Source organism: Phenylobacterium sp., from assembly GCF_041916435.1.
Lineage (GTDB): Bacteria > Pseudomonadota > Alphaproteobacteria > Caulobacterales > Caulobacteraceae > Phenylobacterium.
This window is the reverse complement of the sequence record NZ_JAYRZM010000003.1, coordinates 128537-144709: the sequence shown is the minus strand read 5'-3', so window position 1 is coordinate 144709 and position 16173 is coordinate 128537. Positions and strand designations below refer to the sequence as shown.

At 71.1% G+C, this 16173-nt stretch carries 16 protein-coding genes, 1 tRNA gene and 1 pseudogene; 14 read left to right on the top strand and 4 right to left on the bottom strand.

Annotation, left to right across the window (positions count from 1 at the left end):
* The first annotated feature begins 178 nt into the window (after positions 1 to 178).
* Positions 179 to 439 (top strand): hypothetical protein, encoded by a 261-nt coding sequence (locus tag ACE3TA_RS08995; RefSeq protein WP_374572733.1) that lies wholly within the window; start codon positions 179 to 181, stop codon positions 437 to 439.
* A gap of 35 nt (positions 440 to 474) precedes the next feature.
* On the opposite strand, the gene ACE3TA_RS08990 is transcribed toward ACE3TA_RS08995, so the two are convergent.
* Both ACE3TA_RS08990 and ACE3TA_RS08985 read right to left on the bottom strand, forming a co-directional pair.
* Positions 475 to 1302: an SDR family NAD(P)-dependent oxidoreductase gene (locus tag ACE3TA_RS08990; protein ID WP_374572731.1), complete on the bottom strand. Its 828-nt coding sequence runs from the start codon at positions 1300 to 1302 to the stop codon at positions 475 to 477.
* The gene (locus ACE3TA_RS08985; protein ID WP_374572729.1) at positions 1299 to 2666 is read right to left on the bottom strand and encodes a flavin-containing monooxygenase; all 1368 of its coding nucleotides are present in this window, start codon (positions 2664 to 2666) and stop codon (positions 1299 to 1301) included. The genes ACE3TA_RS08990 and ACE3TA_RS08985 overlap by 4 nt, the downstream gene beginning before the upstream one ends.
* Positions 2667 to 2754: 88 nt before the next feature.
* Between ACE3TA_RS08985 and ACE3TA_RS08980 the strand changes: the two genes are divergently transcribed.
* The 12 genes from ACE3TA_RS08980 to ACE3TA_RS08925 all read left to right on the top strand — a co-directional run bounded on the left by ACE3TA_RS08980 (position 2755) and on the right by ACE3TA_RS08925 (position 14762).
* Entirely contained in the window at positions 2755 to 3399 is a 645-nt protein-coding gene (locus ACE3TA_RS08980; RefSeq protein WP_374572727.1) for a TetR family transcriptional regulator, read from the top strand.
* Between the two features lie 61 nt (positions 3400 to 3460).
* Positions 3461 to 3546, top strand: a tRNA-Leu gene (locus ACE3TA_RS08975).
* A gap of 159 nt (positions 3547 to 3705) precedes the next feature.
* A complete protein-coding gene (locus ACE3TA_RS08970; RefSeq protein WP_374572726.1) occupies positions 3706 to 4008 on the top strand; it encodes a helix-turn-helix domain-containing protein in 303 nt (100 codons plus the stop codon).
* A complete protein-coding gene (gene hyfB, locus ACE3TA_RS08965) occupies positions 4005 to 6020 on the top strand; it encodes a hydrogenase 4 subunit B (protein WP_374572724.1) in 2016 nt (671 codons plus the stop codon). The genes ACE3TA_RS08970 and hyfB overlap by 4 nt, the downstream gene beginning before the upstream one ends.
* Positions 6011 to 6973: a respiratory chain complex I subunit 1 family protein gene (locus tag ACE3TA_RS08960; protein ID WP_374572722.1), complete on the top strand. Its 963-nt coding sequence runs from the start codon at positions 6011 to 6013 to the stop codon at positions 6971 to 6973. The genes hyfB and ACE3TA_RS08960 overlap by 10 nt, the downstream gene beginning before the upstream one ends.
* Positions 6970 to 7632 (top strand): hypothetical protein, encoded by a 663-nt coding sequence (locus ACE3TA_RS08955; RefSeq protein ID WP_374572720.1) that lies wholly within the window; start codon positions 6970 to 6972, stop codon positions 7630 to 7632. Before ACE3TA_RS08960 ends, ACE3TA_RS08955 begins: the two co-directional genes overlap by 4 nt.
* Positions 7629 to 9077 (top strand): hydrogenase 4 subunit F, encoded by a 1449-nt coding sequence (locus ACE3TA_RS08950; protein WP_374572718.1) that lies wholly within the window; start codon positions 7629 to 7631, stop codon positions 9075 to 9077. Before ACE3TA_RS08955 ends, ACE3TA_RS08950 begins: the two co-directional genes overlap by 4 nt.
* Positions 9074 to 10528 (top strand): hypothetical protein, encoded by a 1455-nt coding sequence (locus ACE3TA_RS08945; RefSeq protein WP_374572716.1) that lies wholly within the window; start codon positions 9074 to 9076, stop codon positions 10526 to 10528. The genes ACE3TA_RS08950 and ACE3TA_RS08945 overlap by 4 nt, the downstream gene beginning before the upstream one ends.
* A 5-nt stretch (positions 10529 to 10533) precedes the next feature.
* On the top strand, positions 10534 to 11073 hold the full coding sequence (locus tag ACE3TA_RS08940) for an NADH-quinone oxidoreductase subunit B family protein (RefSeq protein ID WP_374572714.1): 540 nt from the start codon (positions 10534 to 10536) through the stop codon (positions 11071 to 11073).
* A 105-nt stretch (positions 11074 to 11178) separates the two neighbouring features.
* Complete coding sequence (locus tag ACE3TA_RS08935; RefSeq protein ID WP_374572712.1) at positions 11179 to 11520, top strand: hypothetical protein; 342 nt, start codon at positions 11179 to 11181, stop codon at positions 11518 to 11520.
* Positions 11521 to 11527: 7 nt separating this feature from the next.
* Positions 11528 to 13249 (top strand): PHA/PHB synthase family protein, encoded by a 1722-nt coding sequence (locus ACE3TA_RS08930; protein WP_374572710.1) that lies wholly within the window; start codon positions 11528 to 11530, stop codon positions 13247 to 13249.
* 109 nt (positions 13250 to 13358) lie between these two features.
* Positions 13359 to 14762, top strand: a complete 1404-nt coding sequence (locus tag ACE3TA_RS08925) for an FAD-binding oxidoreductase (RefSeq protein ID WP_374572708.1) — start codon at positions 13359 to 13361, stop codon at positions 14760 to 14762.
* A 78-nt stretch (positions 14763 to 14840) separates the two neighbouring features.
* Here ACE3TA_RS08925 and ACE3TA_RS08920 read toward each other — a convergent pair whose 3' ends face one another.
* Both ACE3TA_RS08920 and ACE3TA_RS08915 read right to left on the bottom strand, forming a co-directional pair.
* Positions 14841 to 15059: a cold-shock protein gene (locus tag ACE3TA_RS08920; RefSeq protein ID WP_374573665.1), complete on the bottom strand. Its 219-nt coding sequence runs from the start codon at positions 15057 to 15059 to the stop codon at positions 14841 to 14843.
* A 117-nt stretch (positions 15060 to 15176) separates the two neighbouring features.
* Positions 15177 to 15383 (bottom strand): annotated as a pseudogene (locus tag ACE3TA_RS08915) (cold-shock protein); the annotation flags it as partial.
* Between the two features lie 182 nt (positions 15384 to 15565).
* On the opposite strand from ACE3TA_RS08915, the gene ACE3TA_RS08910 reads away from it, so the two are divergent.
* Positions 15566 to 16117, top strand: coding sequence for a GNAT family N-acetyltransferase (locus tag ACE3TA_RS08910; protein WP_374572706.1), 552 nt, complete (start codon positions 15566 to 15568; stop codon positions 16115 to 16117).
* Positions 16118 to 16173 lie beyond the last annotated feature (56 nt).

Genomic DNA, 16173 nt, shown 5'->3' with positions numbered 1-16173 from the left:
GCGAACGATTATCATTTACGCATCCCGACGCGCAAGCGCAAGCCGACGTTTGGACGCATAGCGCCACAGCCAGATCAACACTTTGCGCTGAATCAAGGCGGCGCCCCCTGGAGGCGGCCTATACACCCGAACGTGGCGCCGTGGCGAACCGCCCGTGCGCAGTCCGAGAAGACCTGTCATGCCTACCACCGTCGCGCTTCGCAGCCATGTCGATCACACGGCCCCCACCCTCGGCCCCGCGGGCCTGGAGGCGGCCTTCCGCGCGTTCTTCGAGGGCCTCGGCCGCAAGCGCGAGCCGGCGTCCGCGCCCGAGGTGATCCCCGCCGCGCGCCCCAGCCGCGCCGAGCTGATCACGCCCGCCTTCCTGGGCGCGCCCGTGGCTGTCAGCCCGCTCAGCGCCGTGGCCGACCGCACCGACGAGGCCCACGCCCGGCGCTGAGGCGTCCGCGCCCTCCGGGCCGGCCAGCGTCGGGGTCAGGCGTGCGGGCGAAGGCCGCGTTCGCGGATGAACCGTTCGCGGCCCCGCTCCCCGATCCTGGCGACGAACGGCTCGACGCGCCGCAAGAGGCCGGGAAACGCGCCGAAGAACCGCGCCAGCACGGAGTCGTCATAGGGCGCGTAGGTTTCCAGCTTGCCGGTGTCCAACGCCTTCATGCAGGCGTTCGCCACCTCCGCCGGGGTCAGCACGCGGCCCACGAAGTTCAGCGGCGAGCCGCCCGGATGCACCGCCTCCTTGTGCAGCATCGGCGTGTCGACGCCGCTCGGAAAGACGCCCATCACCCGCACGCCGCTCGGATGCAGCTCGGCCTGGATCGAGGTCTGGAAGCCGCGCAGGCCGAACTTGGTGGCCGCATAGGCCGCGCTGCCGCGCAGGGCGATGATGCCGCCCATCGAGACGATCGACAGGATGTCGCCCCGCCCGCGCCGGCGCATGCCCGTCGCCGCGGCTTGGGCCAGGCGCATGGGCGCCAAGAGGTTGATCATCACGTGGCGGTCCAGGACCTCGGGGTCCAGCTCGGCCACGTCGCCGGGCTCCACATAGCCGGCGTTGTTGACCAGGAGGTCCAGGTCCGGGTGGTCCTCGGCGATCGTCCGGGCGAGGCGCTCGATCCCGGCCGTGGCGGAAAGGTCCGCCTCCAGCAGGCGCGCCGGCGGGCGCTCCAGGCGCTGGGCGTTCGCCGCCATCCGCTCGGCGCCGAGGTCGGCCAGGATCAGGTCGTAGCCCCGCGCCTGCAGGCGCAGGGCGATCTCGCCGGCGATCGCCCCGCCGCCGCCGGTGATGAACGCCAGCCGCCGGCTCACGCCGCCGCCCTGGCGTCGGCGCCGGTCGCGCGCAGGCGGTCGTAGACGCCGTCCTTCAGCCCCGGCCAGCCGAGGCGCTTGCGCACGTTGTCCATGTGCTTGCGGTAGGCGCTGATCTCCACATAGGTCGAGTGCCGCGCCGAGCCGACGAACTGGATGCCGCCCGACAGGTCCGGGCTGTCCTCGCGGATCAGCCGGTCCACCGCCGCCGCGGCGGTCCCGCCCTGGCGGCGCGCGGCGATCGTCCGCGCGATCAGGTCGGCCATCTCGTCGAACAGCTTATAGGCGCCGCCGTTGGTCTCCATGTAGCCCAGCGCGTAGAGGCTCCGGTCCTCGCGGCTGAACAGGTTCATGTAGAGGTCCGGCCGCCCGCCCTTCCACTTGAAGCGCTCCGCGGCGAGGTAGGGGATCACCCAGGTGTAGCCGGTGGCGCAGAGGATCAGGTCGAACTCCTCGGCCGTCCCGTCCTTGAAATGCACCGTGCGCCCCTCGAAGCGCTCGACGTCAGGCTTCGGCTCGATGTCGCCGTGCGCCAGATGGTGCAGGAGCTGGGTGTTCATGATCGGGTGGGTCTCGAACAGCCGGTGGTCCGGCTCCTGCAGGCCGTAGCGCGAGGGCTTGCCGTGCAGGAGCTGGATCAGCGCCGCGAACACCTTCTGGGTCAGCCACATCGGCAGGTGCGGGCCGGACGCGGCGAATTCGTCCGACGGCGTGCCGAAGATGTGCTTGGGCACGAAGTGGTAGCCCCGCCGCATGCTGATCGCGGCGTGGGCGGCGGACTGCGCCGCGTCGCAGGCGATGTCGACGCCGGAGTTGCCCGCGCCGATCACCAGCACGCGCTTGCCGGCGAACTCGCTCATCGACCGATAGCTGTGGGAGTGGCGCATCTCGCCGGTGAACTCGCCCGGATAGGCCGGCATGGCCGGGCTCCAGTTGGTCCCGGTGGCGCAGATCAGCGCCGCGTAGCGCCCGGTCCGGCCGTCCGAGGTCTCCACCGTCCAGCCGTCGCCGTCGCGCACGGCCGAGGTCACGCCCACGTCGAACCGGATACGCTCGCGCAGGCCGTAGGCGTCGGCGAAGCCGCGCATGTAGGCCAGGATCTGCCGGTGCGAGGGGTAGTCCGGATAGTGATCCGGCATCGGAAAGTCGTGGTAGTGCGACTGGGTCTTCGACGAGATGAAGTGGGCCGAGTCATAGACCGGCGATCCGGGATTGGTCTGGTCCCACAGCCCGCCCACGTCGTGGTGCCGCTCGAAGATGTCGAAGTCGATCTCCTGGGCGATCAGCGCCCGGGCGATCGCCATTCCGGCCGGCCCGGCGCCGACGACGCACACCTTGCCGCTGCCTGCTTCGCCGTCCGCCATTCGTCTTCCCCCCGATCTGGAACGCCCATATATGAGGAACTGTCACGTTCTTGAATGTGATAACTCCTCATGTTTCGGAGCGCAAGCCATGAGCGCGGCCAAGAGTCAGGACCTGTCCGCCCCGGCGGCCCCCCGCCGGCGCACGCCGCAGCAGGAACGCTCCCGCGCCCGCGTGGAGGCGATCCTCGCCGCGGCCCACGAGCTCGTCGTCGAGGCCGGAAGCGACGCCCTGAAGATGTCGGACATCGCCGCCCGGGCCGGCGTGCCGATCGGCTCGCTCTACCAGTACTTCCCGGACAAGCCGGCGATCCTGCGCGAGCTGGCCACCCGCTTCATGACCCGCGTGCGCGACATGCTGCGCGAGGGCATGGGCGGGCTGGCGACCCGGGAGGCGGCCCTCGAACGGTCCGACGCCCTGCTGCTCGCCTACTACCGCTTCTTTCAGGACGAGCCGGACGTGCGCGACATCTGGGCCGCCACCCAGTCGGACAAGGCCCTGCAGCAGCTCGACATCGAGGACAGCCGCCAGAACGGCGCCCTGATGGCCGCGGGCCTCGCGCCCCTGGCCGCCCCGGCCGACCGTGCGCGGGTGGAATCGATGTGCTTCCTCTTCGCCCACCTGGCGGGGGCCGCGATCCGCCTGGCGATCGCCGTCGATCCGGACGAGGGCGACCGCCTCATCGAGGAGCTGCGCCTGACGATGCGCCACCGGCTGGCCGAGGTCCTGCGCTAGCTCCGTCGCCGCGCCGCGTTGACCCGCGGCCGCGCTTGGCTAGATTGCGCGCCCGCCCTGTGCCCCAGTGGCGAAATGGTAGACGCGGCAGACTCAAAATCTGCTTTCCGCGAGGGAGTGCTGGTTCGAGTCCGGCCTGGGGCACCATCAAGCCGGGCGCGGACGGGCGCCGCCGCCATCCCGACAGATCCGACGACCGTTCGCCGCGTCCGCGCGGCGGGTCTTGGCGCGCGTCCGGCCGGGGCGGCGCGCCTAGATATCGCATCAATCCTTGATGATATCTGAGATATCAGTTTAGATAGTCGAATGATCACCTCCGCGCAGATGCGCGCGGCCCGCGCGCTGTTGGGCATCGACCAGAAGCAACTGGCCGAGCTGGCCGGTCTGTCGGTTCCGACGATCCAGCGCATGGAGGCCAGCGACGGAGTCGTCCGGGCCGTGGTCGACAGCCTCGAGAAGGTGGCCAACGCGCTGAACGCGGCGGGCGTGGAGCTGATCTCGGCCGGCGCGCCCAGCTACGGCGCGGGCCGGGGCGTGCGCCTGATCGAGCGCGAAGCGCCGAAGGACGAGACGGCCAAGGAAGCGACGGGAGGCGCGCAGGCGTCATGACGTCCGGCCTCGTGCTTGCGAGCCTTGTCGCCGACGCGGCCCTGATGGTCCTGGGCCTGGTCGCCGGCGTCGCCGCGCGCATGGGACGGCGCGCGCCGGTCTATCCGCTGAGCGCCCTCGTCTGCGCCGTCGGCGCGGCCGCCGGCCTCGGCGCGCTGCTGGGCGGGGAGCCGCAGACGCTTTCCCTGCCGCTCGGCGTGCCCTGGATCGGCGCGCATTTCCGGCTGGATCCGCTGGCCGGCCTGTTCCTGGCGATCGTCGACCTGGGCGGCGTCGCCTCCAGCGTCTACGCCATCGGCTACGGTCGCCACGAGACTTCGCCCGGCCGGGTGCTGCCGTTCTATCCGGCGTTCCTGGGCGCCATGGGCCTGGTGGTCGCCGCCGCCGACGCCTTCTCCTTCCTGGCCTCGTGGGAGTTCATGTCGCTGCTCTCCTGGGCGCTGGTGATGGCCCACCACAAGGAGCGCGGCAACGCCTTCGCCGGCTACGTCTATCTGGTGATGGCCAGCTTCGGCACCCTGGCCCTGCTGCTGGCCTTCGGCCTCTTGGCCGGGCCGCAGGGCCACTATGACTTCGAGTCCATGCGCCTGGCCGCTGGCCACCATCCCCTGGCCGGCCTGATCCTGATCCTGGCGCTGGTCGGCGCGGGGTCCAAGGCGGGCCTGGTTCCCCTGCACGTGTGGCTGCCGCTGGCCCACCCGGCCGCCCCCAGCCACGTGTCGGCGCTGATGAGCGCGGTGATGACCAAGGTGGCCGTCTACGCCTTCATCCGCATCGCCTTCGACCTGATCGGCCCGCCGCAGTGGTGGTGGAGCGTTCCGGTGCTGGTGGTCGGCGCGATCACCGCGGTGATGGGCCTGCTCTACGCGGTGCTGCAGGACGACCTGAAGCGGCTCCTGGCCTACAGCACGGTGGAGAACCTCGGCGTCATCTTCCTCGGCCTCGGCCTGGCGCTCGCCTTCAAGGCCAACCACATGGACCTGGCCGCGGCTCTCGCCATGACCGCGGCGCTGATGCACGCGGTCAACCACGCCACGTTCAAGAGCCTGCTGTTCTTCGGCGCCGGCTCGGTGCTCGACGCCACCGGCCAGCGCAGCCTGGAGGCCCTGGGCGGGCTGATCCGTCGCATGCCGCTGACGAGCCTGGCCTTCCTCGTCGGCGCGGCGGCGATCTCGGCCCTGCCGCCGCTCAACGGCTTCGCCTCGGAATGGCTGATGTTCCAGGCGGTGCTGGTCAGCCCGGAGCTGCCGCAGTGGACGCTGAAGTTCCTGGTGCCGGCCGCCGGCGCCATGCTGGCCCTGGCTGCGGCGCTGGCCGCCGCCTGCTTCGTGCGCGCCTATGGCGTCGCCTTCCTCGGGCGGCCGCGCTCGCCGGCCGCCGAGAGCGCCCGCGAGGTCGACCGCTTCCAGACCTGGACCATGCTGGCGCTCGCCGGCCTCTGCCTCCTGGGCGGCGTCCTGCCGGGGCTGGTGATCGACGCCCTGGGCGGGGCGGTGCGCCTGGCGGTGGGCGGGGCGGGCCTGGCGCCGCAGGCCTCGCGCGCCTGGCTCACCCTCGCGCCGATCTCCGACGCGCGCAGCTCCTATGACGGCCTGATCGTCTTCGTCTTCATCGCCGCCTCGGCCCTGATCGCCGCCGGCGCGATCCGCACCTTCGCCTCGCGCGCCCTGCGCCGCGCCCCGGCCTGGGACTGCGGCACGCCGGACGCCCGTCCGATCACCCAGTACACCGCCTCCAGCTTCGCCCAGCCCCTGCGCCGGGTGTTCGGCTCCATCGTCTTCCGCGCCCGCGAGACCGTGGAGATGCCCGGCCCTGGCGAGGTCGCCCCCGCGCGCCTGAGCGTGAGCGTGCGCGACCTGATCTGGGACTATGTCTATGCGCCGATCGCCTGGGGCGTCGGGCGCCTCGCCGACCGGCTGAACCGCCTGCAGTTCCTGACCATCCGCCAGTATCTCAGCCTGGTCTTCGCCGCCCTGGTCCTGCTCCTGATGGTGGTGGGCCTATGGCGCTGATCATGGCCGCCCTGGTGCAGGGCCTGCAGATGACCCTGGTGCTGGCCCTGGCGCCGCTGCTCACCGGCCTGGTGCGCAAGGTCAAGGCGCGGGTGCTGCGCCGGCGCGGGCCGCCGCTGCTGCAGCCCTACCTCGACCTGGCCCGGCTGATCCGCAAGGAGGCGGTGGTCGCCGACAACGCCTCCTGGCTGTTCCGCGCCGCGCCCTACCTGATCTTCGCCGCCACCTGGGTGGCTGCCGCCCTGGTGCCCACTTTCGCCTCGGGCCTCTTGTTCAGTTGGTCGGCCGACGTGATCGCCATCGTCGCCCTCCTGGGCAGCGCGCGCTTCTTCCTCACCCTCGCCGGCATGGACGTGGGCACCAGCTTCGGCGGCCTCGGCTCCAGCCGCGAGGTGATGATCGCCTCCCTCGCCGAGCCGGCCATGCTGATGGTGGTGTTCACCGTCTCGCTGGTGGCCCATTCCACCCAGCTCTCCACCATCTCCCAGCTCGTCGACTTCTCCCTGATGGGCCTGCGGATCTCGCTGGCCATGGGGCTGATCGCCCTGATCCTGGTGGCCCTGGCCGAGAACGCGCGCATCCCGGTGGACAATCCGGCCACCCACCTGGAGCTGACCATGGTCCATGAGGCCATGGTGCTGGAATATTCCGGCCGCCACCTGGCGATGATCGAGATCGGCGCCTCGCTGAAGCTTGTCCTCTACCTGTCGATGATCGCGGCCCTGTTCCTGCCGATGGGCATGGCCCATCCGGGTGATCCGCCGCTGGCCTATCTGGTCGGCCTTGTCGCCTACCTCGCCAAGATGACCCTGGGCGGGGTGCTGCTCGGCGTGTTCGAGGTCTCCATCGCCAAGATGCGGGTGTTCCGCGTGCCCGAGTTCCTCGGCGCGGCGCTGATGCTGGGGCTGTTGGCCACCCTGCTGCTGTTCGTCTCGAAGGGAGGGCGCTGGTGACCGACCTGTCCTTCGACATCGCCCACATGCTGGCCGGCGTGATGGTGCTGGTCAGCTTCCTGCTGCTCTACCAGGACCGGCTCTACAGCCTGCTCAACACCTTCGCCCTGCACGCGGTGGTGCTGGCCCTGGCGGTGGCCTGGCAGGCCCATATCCAGGCCGCGCCGCACCTGTTCGTCACCGCCGCCATCGCGCTCGTCTTCAAGGCCACGGTGATCCCGGTGGCCCTGCACCGGCTGATCCGGCGCATGGGCATCCACCGCGAGGTGGAGACGGTGGGCGGCATCGGCCTGACCATGATCGTCGGCATGGGGCTGGTGGCCCTGTCGATCATGGTGATGCTGCCGGTCACCGCCCACGCCGGCGTGCTGGCGCGCGAAGACCTGGCCTTCGCCCTGTCGGTGGTGCTGCTCGGCCTTCTGATGATGATCACCCGGCGCAACGCCGTCAGTCAGGTGATCGGCTTCATGTCGCTGGAGAACGGCCTGGTCCTGGCCGCCACGGGCGCCAAGGGCATGCCGCTGGTGGTGGAGATCAGCGTCGCCTTCTCGATCCTGATCGCCTTCATCGTCATCGGCGTCTTCCTGTTCCGCATCCGCGAGCGGTTCGACACCGTCGACGTCAGCGCCCTCGACACCTTCCGCGGGGACCGGCGATGACCGACCTGGGTTCGATCGGCCTCCTCGGCGTCTTGGCGATCCCGCTGGCGGCGGCGGCGCTCCTGGCGCTCATCCCCAGCTACCGGATCTCCTCGCGACTCAACATCTTCGCCTCGGGCCTGGCGTTCCTGGCGGCCGTGCTCTTGATCGACCAGCGCCCGGCGCCCAACGACTTCCTGTTCGTCGACGACCTGAACATCGTCTTCATCGTGCTGGGCACCTTCGTCGGCTTCACCACCAGCATCTTCTCGGCCAGCTACATCCGCCACGAGCTGGAGACCGGCCGGCTGACGCCGCCGTACCTGCGGTTCTACCACGCCATGTACCAGTTCATGCTGTTCGGCATGAACCTGGCGCTGGCCGCCCAGAACGTGGGGCTGATGTGGGTGGCGGTGGAGCTCGCCACCCTGACCACGGTGGTCATGGTCGGCATCTACCGCACGCACGAGGCCATCGAGGCGGCGTGGAAGTACTTCATCCTCGGCAGCGTCGGCATCGCGCTCGCGCTGTTCGGCACCATCCTGGTCTATCTGGCCGCCCAGCCGGTGATCGGCGAGGGCATGGACGCCATGTCCTGGATCCAGCTCGCCGCCCGCGCCTCCCAGTTCGACCCGGCGCTGCTGAACCTGGCCTTCGTCTTCCTCCTGCTCGGCTACGGCACCAAGGTGGGCCTGGCGCCCCTGCACGCCTGGCTGCCCGACGCCCACGCCGAGGGCCCGACGCCGATCTCGGCCGTGCTCTCCGGCCTCCTGCTCAACGTGGCGCTCTACGCGGTGCTGCGCTTCAAGGTGGTGATGGCGGCCAACGCCCACGCCATCGCCCCCGGCCGGCTCCTGGTCGTCATGGGTCTGACCTCGCTGATCTTCGCCGCCTTCATGCTCTACCGGCGGCGCGACATCAAAAGGCTGTTCGCCTACTCCTCCATCGAGCACATGGGCATCATCGCCTTCGCCTTCGGCATGGGCGGTCCGCTGGCCAACTTCGCCGGCCTGCTGCACATGACCATGCACAGCCTGACCAAGTCGGCGATCTTCTTCGCCGTCGGCCATGTGGCCCAGGCCAAGGGCACCCAGAAGCTTCAGGACATGGGCGGGCTCACCGTCACCCATCCGGGGCTGGGCTGGGGGCTGGTGCTCGGCGTCGTCGCCATCGCCGGCATGCCGCCCATGGGCGTGTTCATGAGCGAGTTCCTGGTGGTCAGCTCCACCTTCGCCCGCCAGCCGCTGCTGGCGATCCCGCTGGTGATCGGCATCCTCACCGCCTTCGGCGCCTTGGTCCTCCGGCTGCAGCACGTGGCCTTCGGTGAGCCGAAGGGCGAGAACCACCCGGTCAGCGCCTCCTACGTCCCGCTGATCGTGCACCTGATCCTGGTCCTGATCGCCGGGGTCTTCCTGCCGGGGCCGATCGTCGCCTGGTTCCAGAACGTGGCGAGGACGCTCGGATGAGCTGGCCCGCCGTCCTCGACACCGGCTCCTGGCGCGCCCTCGGCGAGGCCCTGGCGCGCGGCGACCTCTTCTTCGTTTCGCTCTGGGGCGAGGGCCGCACCGTGCGCGTGGCCGTGCGCGAGGCCCAGGGCCCGGCGATCGGCGTCCACGCCCTGGAATGCCCCGGCGGCGCCTATCCGGCGCTCAGCCACGTCCATCCGCCGGCCGCCCGGCTGGAGCGGTCCCTGGCCGACCTCACGGGCCTGTCGCCCGTCGGCGCGCCGGACGCGCGGCCCTGGCTCGACCATGGCCGCTGGGGCGTGAGCCATCCCATGGGCGAGGCGCAGCCGACGACGGGCGAGCCCGCGCCCTACGTCTTCCTGCCGGTGGAGGGCGAGGGCCTGCACGAGGTGCCGGTGGGCCCGGTGCACGCCGGGATCATCGAGCCCGGCCACTTCCGCTTCACCGCCAACGGCGAGGCCGTGGCCCGCCTGGAGGAGCGGCTCGGCTACACCCACAAGGGAACCCAGGCGCTGATGGCCGGCGCGCCGCTGGACCACGCCGCGCGCCTGGCCGGCCGCGTCTCCGGCGACAGCACCGTGGCCTACGCCCTGGCCTTCGCCCGCGCCGCCGAGGCGGCCCTGGGGGTGTCCGCACCGCCGAGGGCCCAGTGGCTGCGCGCCCTGATGGCCGAGCTGGAGCGGCTGGCCAACCACCTGGGCGACATCGGCGCGATCTGCAACGACGCGGCCTTCGCCGTCATGCTCGCCCACTGCGGCGTGCTGCGCGAGCTGGTGCTGCGCGCCTGCGCCGTCGCCTTCGGCCACCGGCTGATGATGGACGCGGTCGTCCCAGGCGGCGTCGCCGCCGACATCGCCGCCGACGGCTCGCGCGCCATCGCCGAGGCCCTGGCCCGCATCCGCCAGGCCTTCCCGCACCTGATCGACGTCTACGACGAGGCCAACTCCCTGCAGGACCGCGTGGTCGGCACCGGGATCGTGCGGCCTGAATACGTCCAGGCCTTCGGCGCCGGCGGCTTCGTCGGCCGCGCCTCGGGCCGCGACTTCGACGCCCGCCGCTGGGCGGCCTACGCCCCCTACGACGCCCTGGACTTCGAGGTGCCCGTGCTGGCCGAGGGCGACGTCAACGCCCGCGTCTGGGTGCGCATCCGCGAGGTCCAGGAAAGCCTGAAGCTGATCGACCAGATCCTGGAGAGGCTGCCGGCCGGCCCCGTGCGCGCCGGCCTGCCGGCCGCGGCCGGGGAGGGGACGGCCCTCGTCGAGGGTTTCCGCGGCGACGTCTTCGTCTGGCTGCGGCTTCAGGACGACGGCCGCGTCGGCGCCTGCCACCTGCGCGATCCGTCCTGGTTCCAGTGGCCGCTTCTGGAGACGGCGATCGAAGGGAACATCATCGCCGACTTCCCGCTCTGCAATAAGTCGTTCAACTGCTCCTACTCGGGGGTGGACCTCTAAGCCCCATGCGCAACCTGATCCTGCAAGGCCTGCTGAAGTCCGCGCTCACCGAGCCGGCGCCGGCGGCCGATCCGATGGCCGCCGCCGAACTGGCCGAGCTCGCCGGGCGTCTGGACCGCGCGGCCCGCCGGCGCCTCGGCCGCAGCCTCTCGATCCGCGAGGTCGACGCCGGCTCCTGCAACGGCTGCGAGCTGGAGATCAACGCGCTGGGCAACGCCTTCTACGACCTGGAGCGCTTCGGCCTGAGGTTCGTCGCCTCGCCGCGCCACGCCGACGTGCTGCTGGTCACCGGCCCGGTGACGAAAAACATGCGCCTGGCCCTGGAGCGCACCTGGCGGGCCACGCCCGATCCCAAGTGGGTCGTCGCGGCCGGCGACTGCGCCTGCACCGGCGGCCTCTTCGCCGGCGGCTACGCCTGCGAGGGGGCGGTCGACTCCGTCCTGCCGGTGGACCTGCACCTGCGCGGCTGTCCGCCCTCGCCCTCCCAGCTCCTGGCCGGGCTGATCAGCCTGCTCGAAAATAACGCCGCCGGCCCCTCGCGCTGACACGGCCGCGTTGACGCACGTCAAGGCGGGCCGCCGGCGAGGGTTCATCATGCGGGCCTCGTCCGTGGTGTGCGGGCGATCGCAGACAGCCGAGGAGGGCCTGCAATGCCGACTCCGAAGTCAGGCGCGGCGCCGAAGGCGCCTTTCGACACCTCGATCGAGACCATGGACGCCCTGGCGGCCAATCTGACCGACGCGGCCAATCGCGGGCGTGACGCCTGGCAGGCCTGGGTGCGCTCCAGCACTCAGGAAAGCCAGCGCCTGCTCGACGAGATGACGCGCACGGGCGCCCAGGCGCTCAACGACCTGAAGGATTGCGAGTCGCCGTTGGACGTGTTGCGCGTCGAGCAGACGTGGTTCATGGACAACTACAGCGCCTGCCTCGCTTCCGGTCTCAGGCTCATGCAGACGGCCGCCAAGGATGCGGCGCCCCCTCTCCAAGCGTAGGTCATTCGTGAGTACACAGAGCGTCGACCGTTGCGAGTCCGGCGAGGGAGAGCAGCCCTGCGACCCCGCCGACGTTCTGGACCGCCAGCTTCGCGCCCTCGCGGCGCGGGCGACGTCCGGGCTTTCCGTCATCGGACTTGTCCAGGCCTGGCAGGACTGGGCGCAGCATCTGGCGACCTCGCCGTTCAAGCGCCTGTCGCTCGCCCAGGAAGCCGTGACCATGGGCGTGGAGGCCGCGCTGCATCCCGACCGGCGTGAAACGGCCCAGGACCCGCGCTTCCGCGGCGAGCCGTGGCGCATGTGGCCGTTCAACTACTACGCCACCGGCTTCCAGGCGGCCGAGAACTGGTGGAAGGCCGCGACGACCGAGGTCGAGGGCGTCACCGACCAGCACAAGCGCGTGGCGGCCTTCGTCTCGCGGCAGATGCTCGACGTCTTCTCGCCCTCCAACTTCCTGCTCACCAACCCCGAGGTGCTGGCGCGCACCGCCTCGACCGGCGGGCTGAACCTGATGCGCGGCGGGGTCAACGCCACCCTCGACGCGCTCAACAGCTTCGACGGCCGCGGCCAGGACCACTTCCGCGTCGGCCAGGAGGTGGCGACCACGCCCGGCAAGGTGGTCGCGCGCACGCGCCTGGCCGAGATCATCCAGTACAGCCCCGCCACCGACAAGGTGCGGCCCGAGCCCGTGGTGATCGTGCCGGCCTGGATCATGAAGTACTACATCCTCGACCTGACCCCGGCGGAGTCGATGGTCCGGGCGCTGGTGGAGCAGGGCTTCACCGTCTTCATCGTCTCCTGGAAGAACCCGACCGCCGCCGAGCGCGACTGCGGGTTCGACGACTACATGCGCGAGGGCGCGCTCACCGCCATCGACACCGCCTGCCGCATCACCGGCTCGCCCAAGGTGCACGGCGTCGGCTACTGCGTGGGCGGCACCCTGATGGCCATGACCGCCGCGACGATGGCCCGCGACGGCGACGACCGCCTGGCCAGCCTGACCCTGCTGGCGGCGCAGGCCGACTTCACCGAGGCGGGCGAGCTCAGCGTCTTCATCAACGAGTCCGAGGTCGCCCTCCTGGAAGACCTGATGTGGGACCGCGGCTATCTGAAGCCCGAGCAGATGGCCGGCGCCTTCCAGCTCCTGCGGTCCAACGACCTGATCTGGTCGCGCATCATCCACGGCTACCTGATGGGCGAGACGCGCGAGCCCACCTCGCTGGACGCCTGGTCGCAGGACGCCACGCGCCTGCCGTTCCGCATGGAATCGCAGAACCTGCGCAGCCTCTACATGAACGACGACGTGGCCGAGGGGCGCTTCAAGGTGGGCGGCCGGCCCATCGCCCTGCGCGACATCGAGGCCGACATGTTCGTGCTCGGCACCGAGACCGACCACATCGCCCCCTGGCGCTCGGTCTACAAGCTGCTGCTGCTGACGGACGCCGACATCACCTTCGCCCTCACCAACCATGGTCACAACACCGGCGTGGTCTCGCCCCTGGACAGCCCCCGCCGCCGCTACCGCCTGCATCACCAGACCTCCAAGGCCCTCTACCTGGATCCGGACACCCTGTTCGAGCAGAGCGAGGTGAAGGAGGGCTCCTGGTGGGCGCCGTGGTTCGACTGGCTTGCGGCCCACAGCGGCCCGCCGGTCGCGCCCCCGCCTCTGGGCGAACCGGGCGCGGCGGACCTGGGCGACGCGCCCGGAACCTACGTCCTGGAGCGCTGAGCCGCTTCCCCCGCCGTCGTCGGCGTCTTGACCCGCGGCGCGCCTCGGCGCTCTCGTGCGGGCGAGGGGCCGCCGCCGGAGCGCGCCCCGCTCGCGGGAGGAGCGCGTGATGGACGCCGAGCTGAACGTCTCCGCCGGGCCGGGACTTCCCGAGCCGCTCGCCGCCGAATTGGCCGCGCGCTTCGCCGGCCGCTTCGCCACCGGCGAGACCGCCCGCCTGCAGCACGGCTCCAGCGAGGCGCACCATCTGCCGCGCCTGCCCGACGCGGTGGTCTTCGCCGAGAGCACCGAGGAGGTCGTGGCCGTCGTCAGGCTGTGCGCGCGCCATCGCACGCCGGTGATCGCCTTCGGCGCCGGCACCGCCTTGGAGGGCCACTTCACGCCGGTGGCCGGGGGCGTGTGCCTGGACCTGTCGCGGATGGACCGGGTGCTGGCGGTCAACGCCGAGGACTTTGACTGCACCGTCCAGGCCGGCGTGCGCCGCCAGCAGCTCAACGAGCACCTGCGCGACAAGGGCCTGTTCTTCCCGATCGACCCGGGCGCGGACGCCACCCTCGGCGGCATGGCCGCCACCCGCGCCTCGGGCACCAACGCCGTGCGCTACGGCACGATGCGCGAGGCGGTGCTCTCCCTGCGCGTCGTCACCGCCGACGGGCGCGACATCCGCACCAGCCGGCGCGCACGCAAGTCGGCGGCGGGCTACGACCTGACCCGCCTGTTCGTCGGCTCGGAGGGCACGCTCGGGATCATCACCGAGGTGACCCTGAGGCTCCATCCGATCCCGGAGACCATCTCGTCCGCCGTCTGCGGCTTCTCCACCCTGAAGGGCGCGGTCGACACGGTGGTCGAGACCATCCAGAGCGGCGTGCCGGTGGCCCGGGTCGAGTTCCTCGACGACGTGCAGGTGCGCGCCGTCAACCGTTGGTCCGATCTGAGCCTGGTCGAGACCACGACGCTCTTCTTCGAGTTTCACGGCTCCGAACGTCACGTGGAGGAGCAGGTGGGCACGGTCGCCGCCATCGCCGAGGCCAACGGCGGCGGCGCGTTCGAATGGGCCACGCGCGCGGAGGACCGCACGCGGCTGTGGAAGGCCCGGCACGAGGCCTACTACGCCGCCGTCGGCCTGCGCCCGGGGGCCGTGGGCTGGCCCACTGACGTGTGCGTGCCGATCAGCCGCCTGGCCGAGTGCATCGAGGCCACCAAGGCCGACCTTGCGACCGCCTCGATCCCGGCGCCGATCGTCGGCCACGTCGGCGACGGCAATTTCCACGTGCTGTTCGTGCTCGATCCCGACAACCCCGCCGAGGCGGCCGAGGCCGAGCGGCTGAACCGCCGCCTCGTGGACCGGGCGCTCGCCATGGACGGCACCTGCACCGGCGAGCACGGGATCGGCCTGGGCAAGATCGACTGCCTGGAGGCCGAGCTGGGCGAGGCGGTCGAGCTGATGCGCACCCTCAAGCGCGCCCTGGATCCGGACAACATCCTCAATCCCGGCAAGATCATCCGGCTCTGAGGCCTGGCGCGCACATGCAAACGCCCGGCGGCCTAGGGGCCGCCGGGCGCGTCGCAACCGATTCGAGTCGAGGTCGACTTAGTCGGAGATCTGCAGGTTGGTCGCCGAGGTCTTGCCCGTGCGGCGGTCCTGGGTGAGCTCGAAGCTCACGCGCTGGCCTTCGTTCAGGCTCGACAGGCCCGCGCGTTCAACGGCCGAGATGTGCACGAACACGTCGCCGCCGCCGCCCGAGGGCTGGATGAAGCCGAAGCCCTTGACCGGGTTGAACCACTTCACCACGCCTTCGCCGGCGCCCAGGCTCGGGCCGCCGGGGCCGCTGTCGCGGTCGAAGCTGCGCGGCGGACGATCGAAGCTGCTGCGCGGCGGGCGACCGCCGCCACCGCCGCCGCCGCCGCTGCGGGCCGGGCCGGCGGCGAGCACGCGAAGGTCGATGGCGGCCATCTTTCCGGAGCGGCGATCCTGCTCCAGTTCATAGGAAACCTGATCGCCGTCATTGAGTCCGGGCAGCCCCGAGCGCTCGACGGCCGAGATGTGGACGAAGACGTCCGCCCCGCCTTCCTCTGGCGATATGAAGCCAAAGCCCTTGGCGCTATTGAAGAATTTTACGGTGCCGACAGCCATGCCTTCATTCCAAGTGAACCAGCCGCAGCTGGCGTGAGATTAGACTGAGTTGCTGATTACAGGCCGAAAGGCGCGCGCACCAGTGGATATGCGTCGTAAACCGCACAGAATGATGCGGCGGGCGCGTGCGAGGCGCCTCACGCGGCCCTGTGGGGCAGCCCCGTCCGGGCCAGGAGAATAGCATGACGCGCGCCGACGAGCAGATCGTCTTCACCCACCGGCCGGCGACGGAGGCCGACATCCCGGCGATCCGGCCCTTGATGGACGCGGCGATCAGCCAACTGCTCAAGCCCTACCTGCCGGCCGAGGGGGTCGAGGCGTCGTTCGACATCATGGGGCTGGACACCCAGCTCGTCGCCGACGGCACCTATCACGTGGTCGAGGCGGACGGAGTGGTCGTGGGCTGCGGCGGCTGGAGCCGGCGGGCCACCCTGTTCGGCGGCGACCACACCGCCGGGCGCGACGCGGCCCTGCTCGATCCGGCCAGCGAGCCGGCGCGGGTGCGCGCCATGTACACCCATCCGGCCTGGACCCGCCGCGGCGTCGGCCGGATGATCCTGGACATCTGCGAGGGCGAGGCGGCGGGCGAGGGCTTCGTGTCCTGCGAGCTGGCCGCCACCCTGGCCGGCGAGCCGCTCTACCGGGCCTGCGGCTACGTCGAGGTCGAGCGGTTCTCGGCGGACACCTCCAGCGGCGTGGCCGTGCCGCTGATCCGCATGCGCAAGGCGCTCTGAAGCCCGCGCCGATACGAAAAAGGAGCCGGGGGTCGCCCGGCTCCTTCCTTCGTGGC

Bases quoted from the DNA above. Each gene is read 5' to 3' on its own strand.
- ACE3TA_RS08995 (WP_374572733.1), top strand. From the start codon at position 179: ATGCCTACCACCGTCGCGCTTCGCAGCCATGTCGATCACACGGCCCCC.
- ACE3TA_RS08985 (WP_374572729.1), bottom strand. From the start codon at position 2,666: ATGGCGGACGGCGAAGCAGGCAGCGGCAAGGTGTGCGTCGTCGGCGCC.
- ACE3TA_RS08980 (WP_374572727.1), top strand. From the start codon at position 2,755: ATGAGCGCGGCCAAGAGTCAGGACCTGTCCGCCCCGGCGGCCCCCCGC.
- ACE3TA_RS08970 (WP_374572726.1), top strand. From the start codon at position 3,706: ATGATCACCTCCGCGCAGATGCGCGCGGCCCGCGCGCTGTTGGGCATC.
- hyfB (WP_374572724.1), top strand. From the start codon at position 4,005: ATGACGTCCGGCCTCGTGCTTGCGAGCCTTGTCGCCGACGCGGCCCTG.
- ACE3TA_RS08960 (WP_374572722.1), top strand. From the start codon at position 6,011: ATGGCGCTGATCATGGCCGCCCTGGTGCAGGGCCTGCAGATGACCCTG.
- ACE3TA_RS08950 (WP_374572718.1), top strand. From the start codon at position 7,629: ATGACCGACCTGGGTTCGATCGGCCTCCTCGGCGTCTTGGCGATCCCG.
- ACE3TA_RS08945 (WP_374572716.1), top strand. From the start codon at position 9,074: ATGAGCTGGCCCGCCGTCCTCGACACCGGCTCCTGGCGCGCCCTCGGC.
- ACE3TA_RS08940 (WP_374572714.1), top strand. From the start codon at position 10,534: ATGCGCAACCTGATCCTGCAAGGCCTGCTGAAGTCCGCGCTCACCGAG.
- ACE3TA_RS08935 (WP_374572712.1), top strand. From the start codon at position 11,179: ATGCCGACTCCGAAGTCAGGCGCGGCGCCGAAGGCGCCTTTCGACACC.
- ACE3TA_RS08925 (WP_374572708.1), top strand. From the start codon at position 13,359: ATGGACGCCGAGCTGAACGTCTCCGCCGGGCCGGGACTTCCCGAGCCG.
- ACE3TA_RS08910 (WP_374572706.1), top strand. From the start codon at position 15,566: ATGACGCGCGCCGACGAGCAGATCGTCTTCACCCACCGGCCGGCGACG.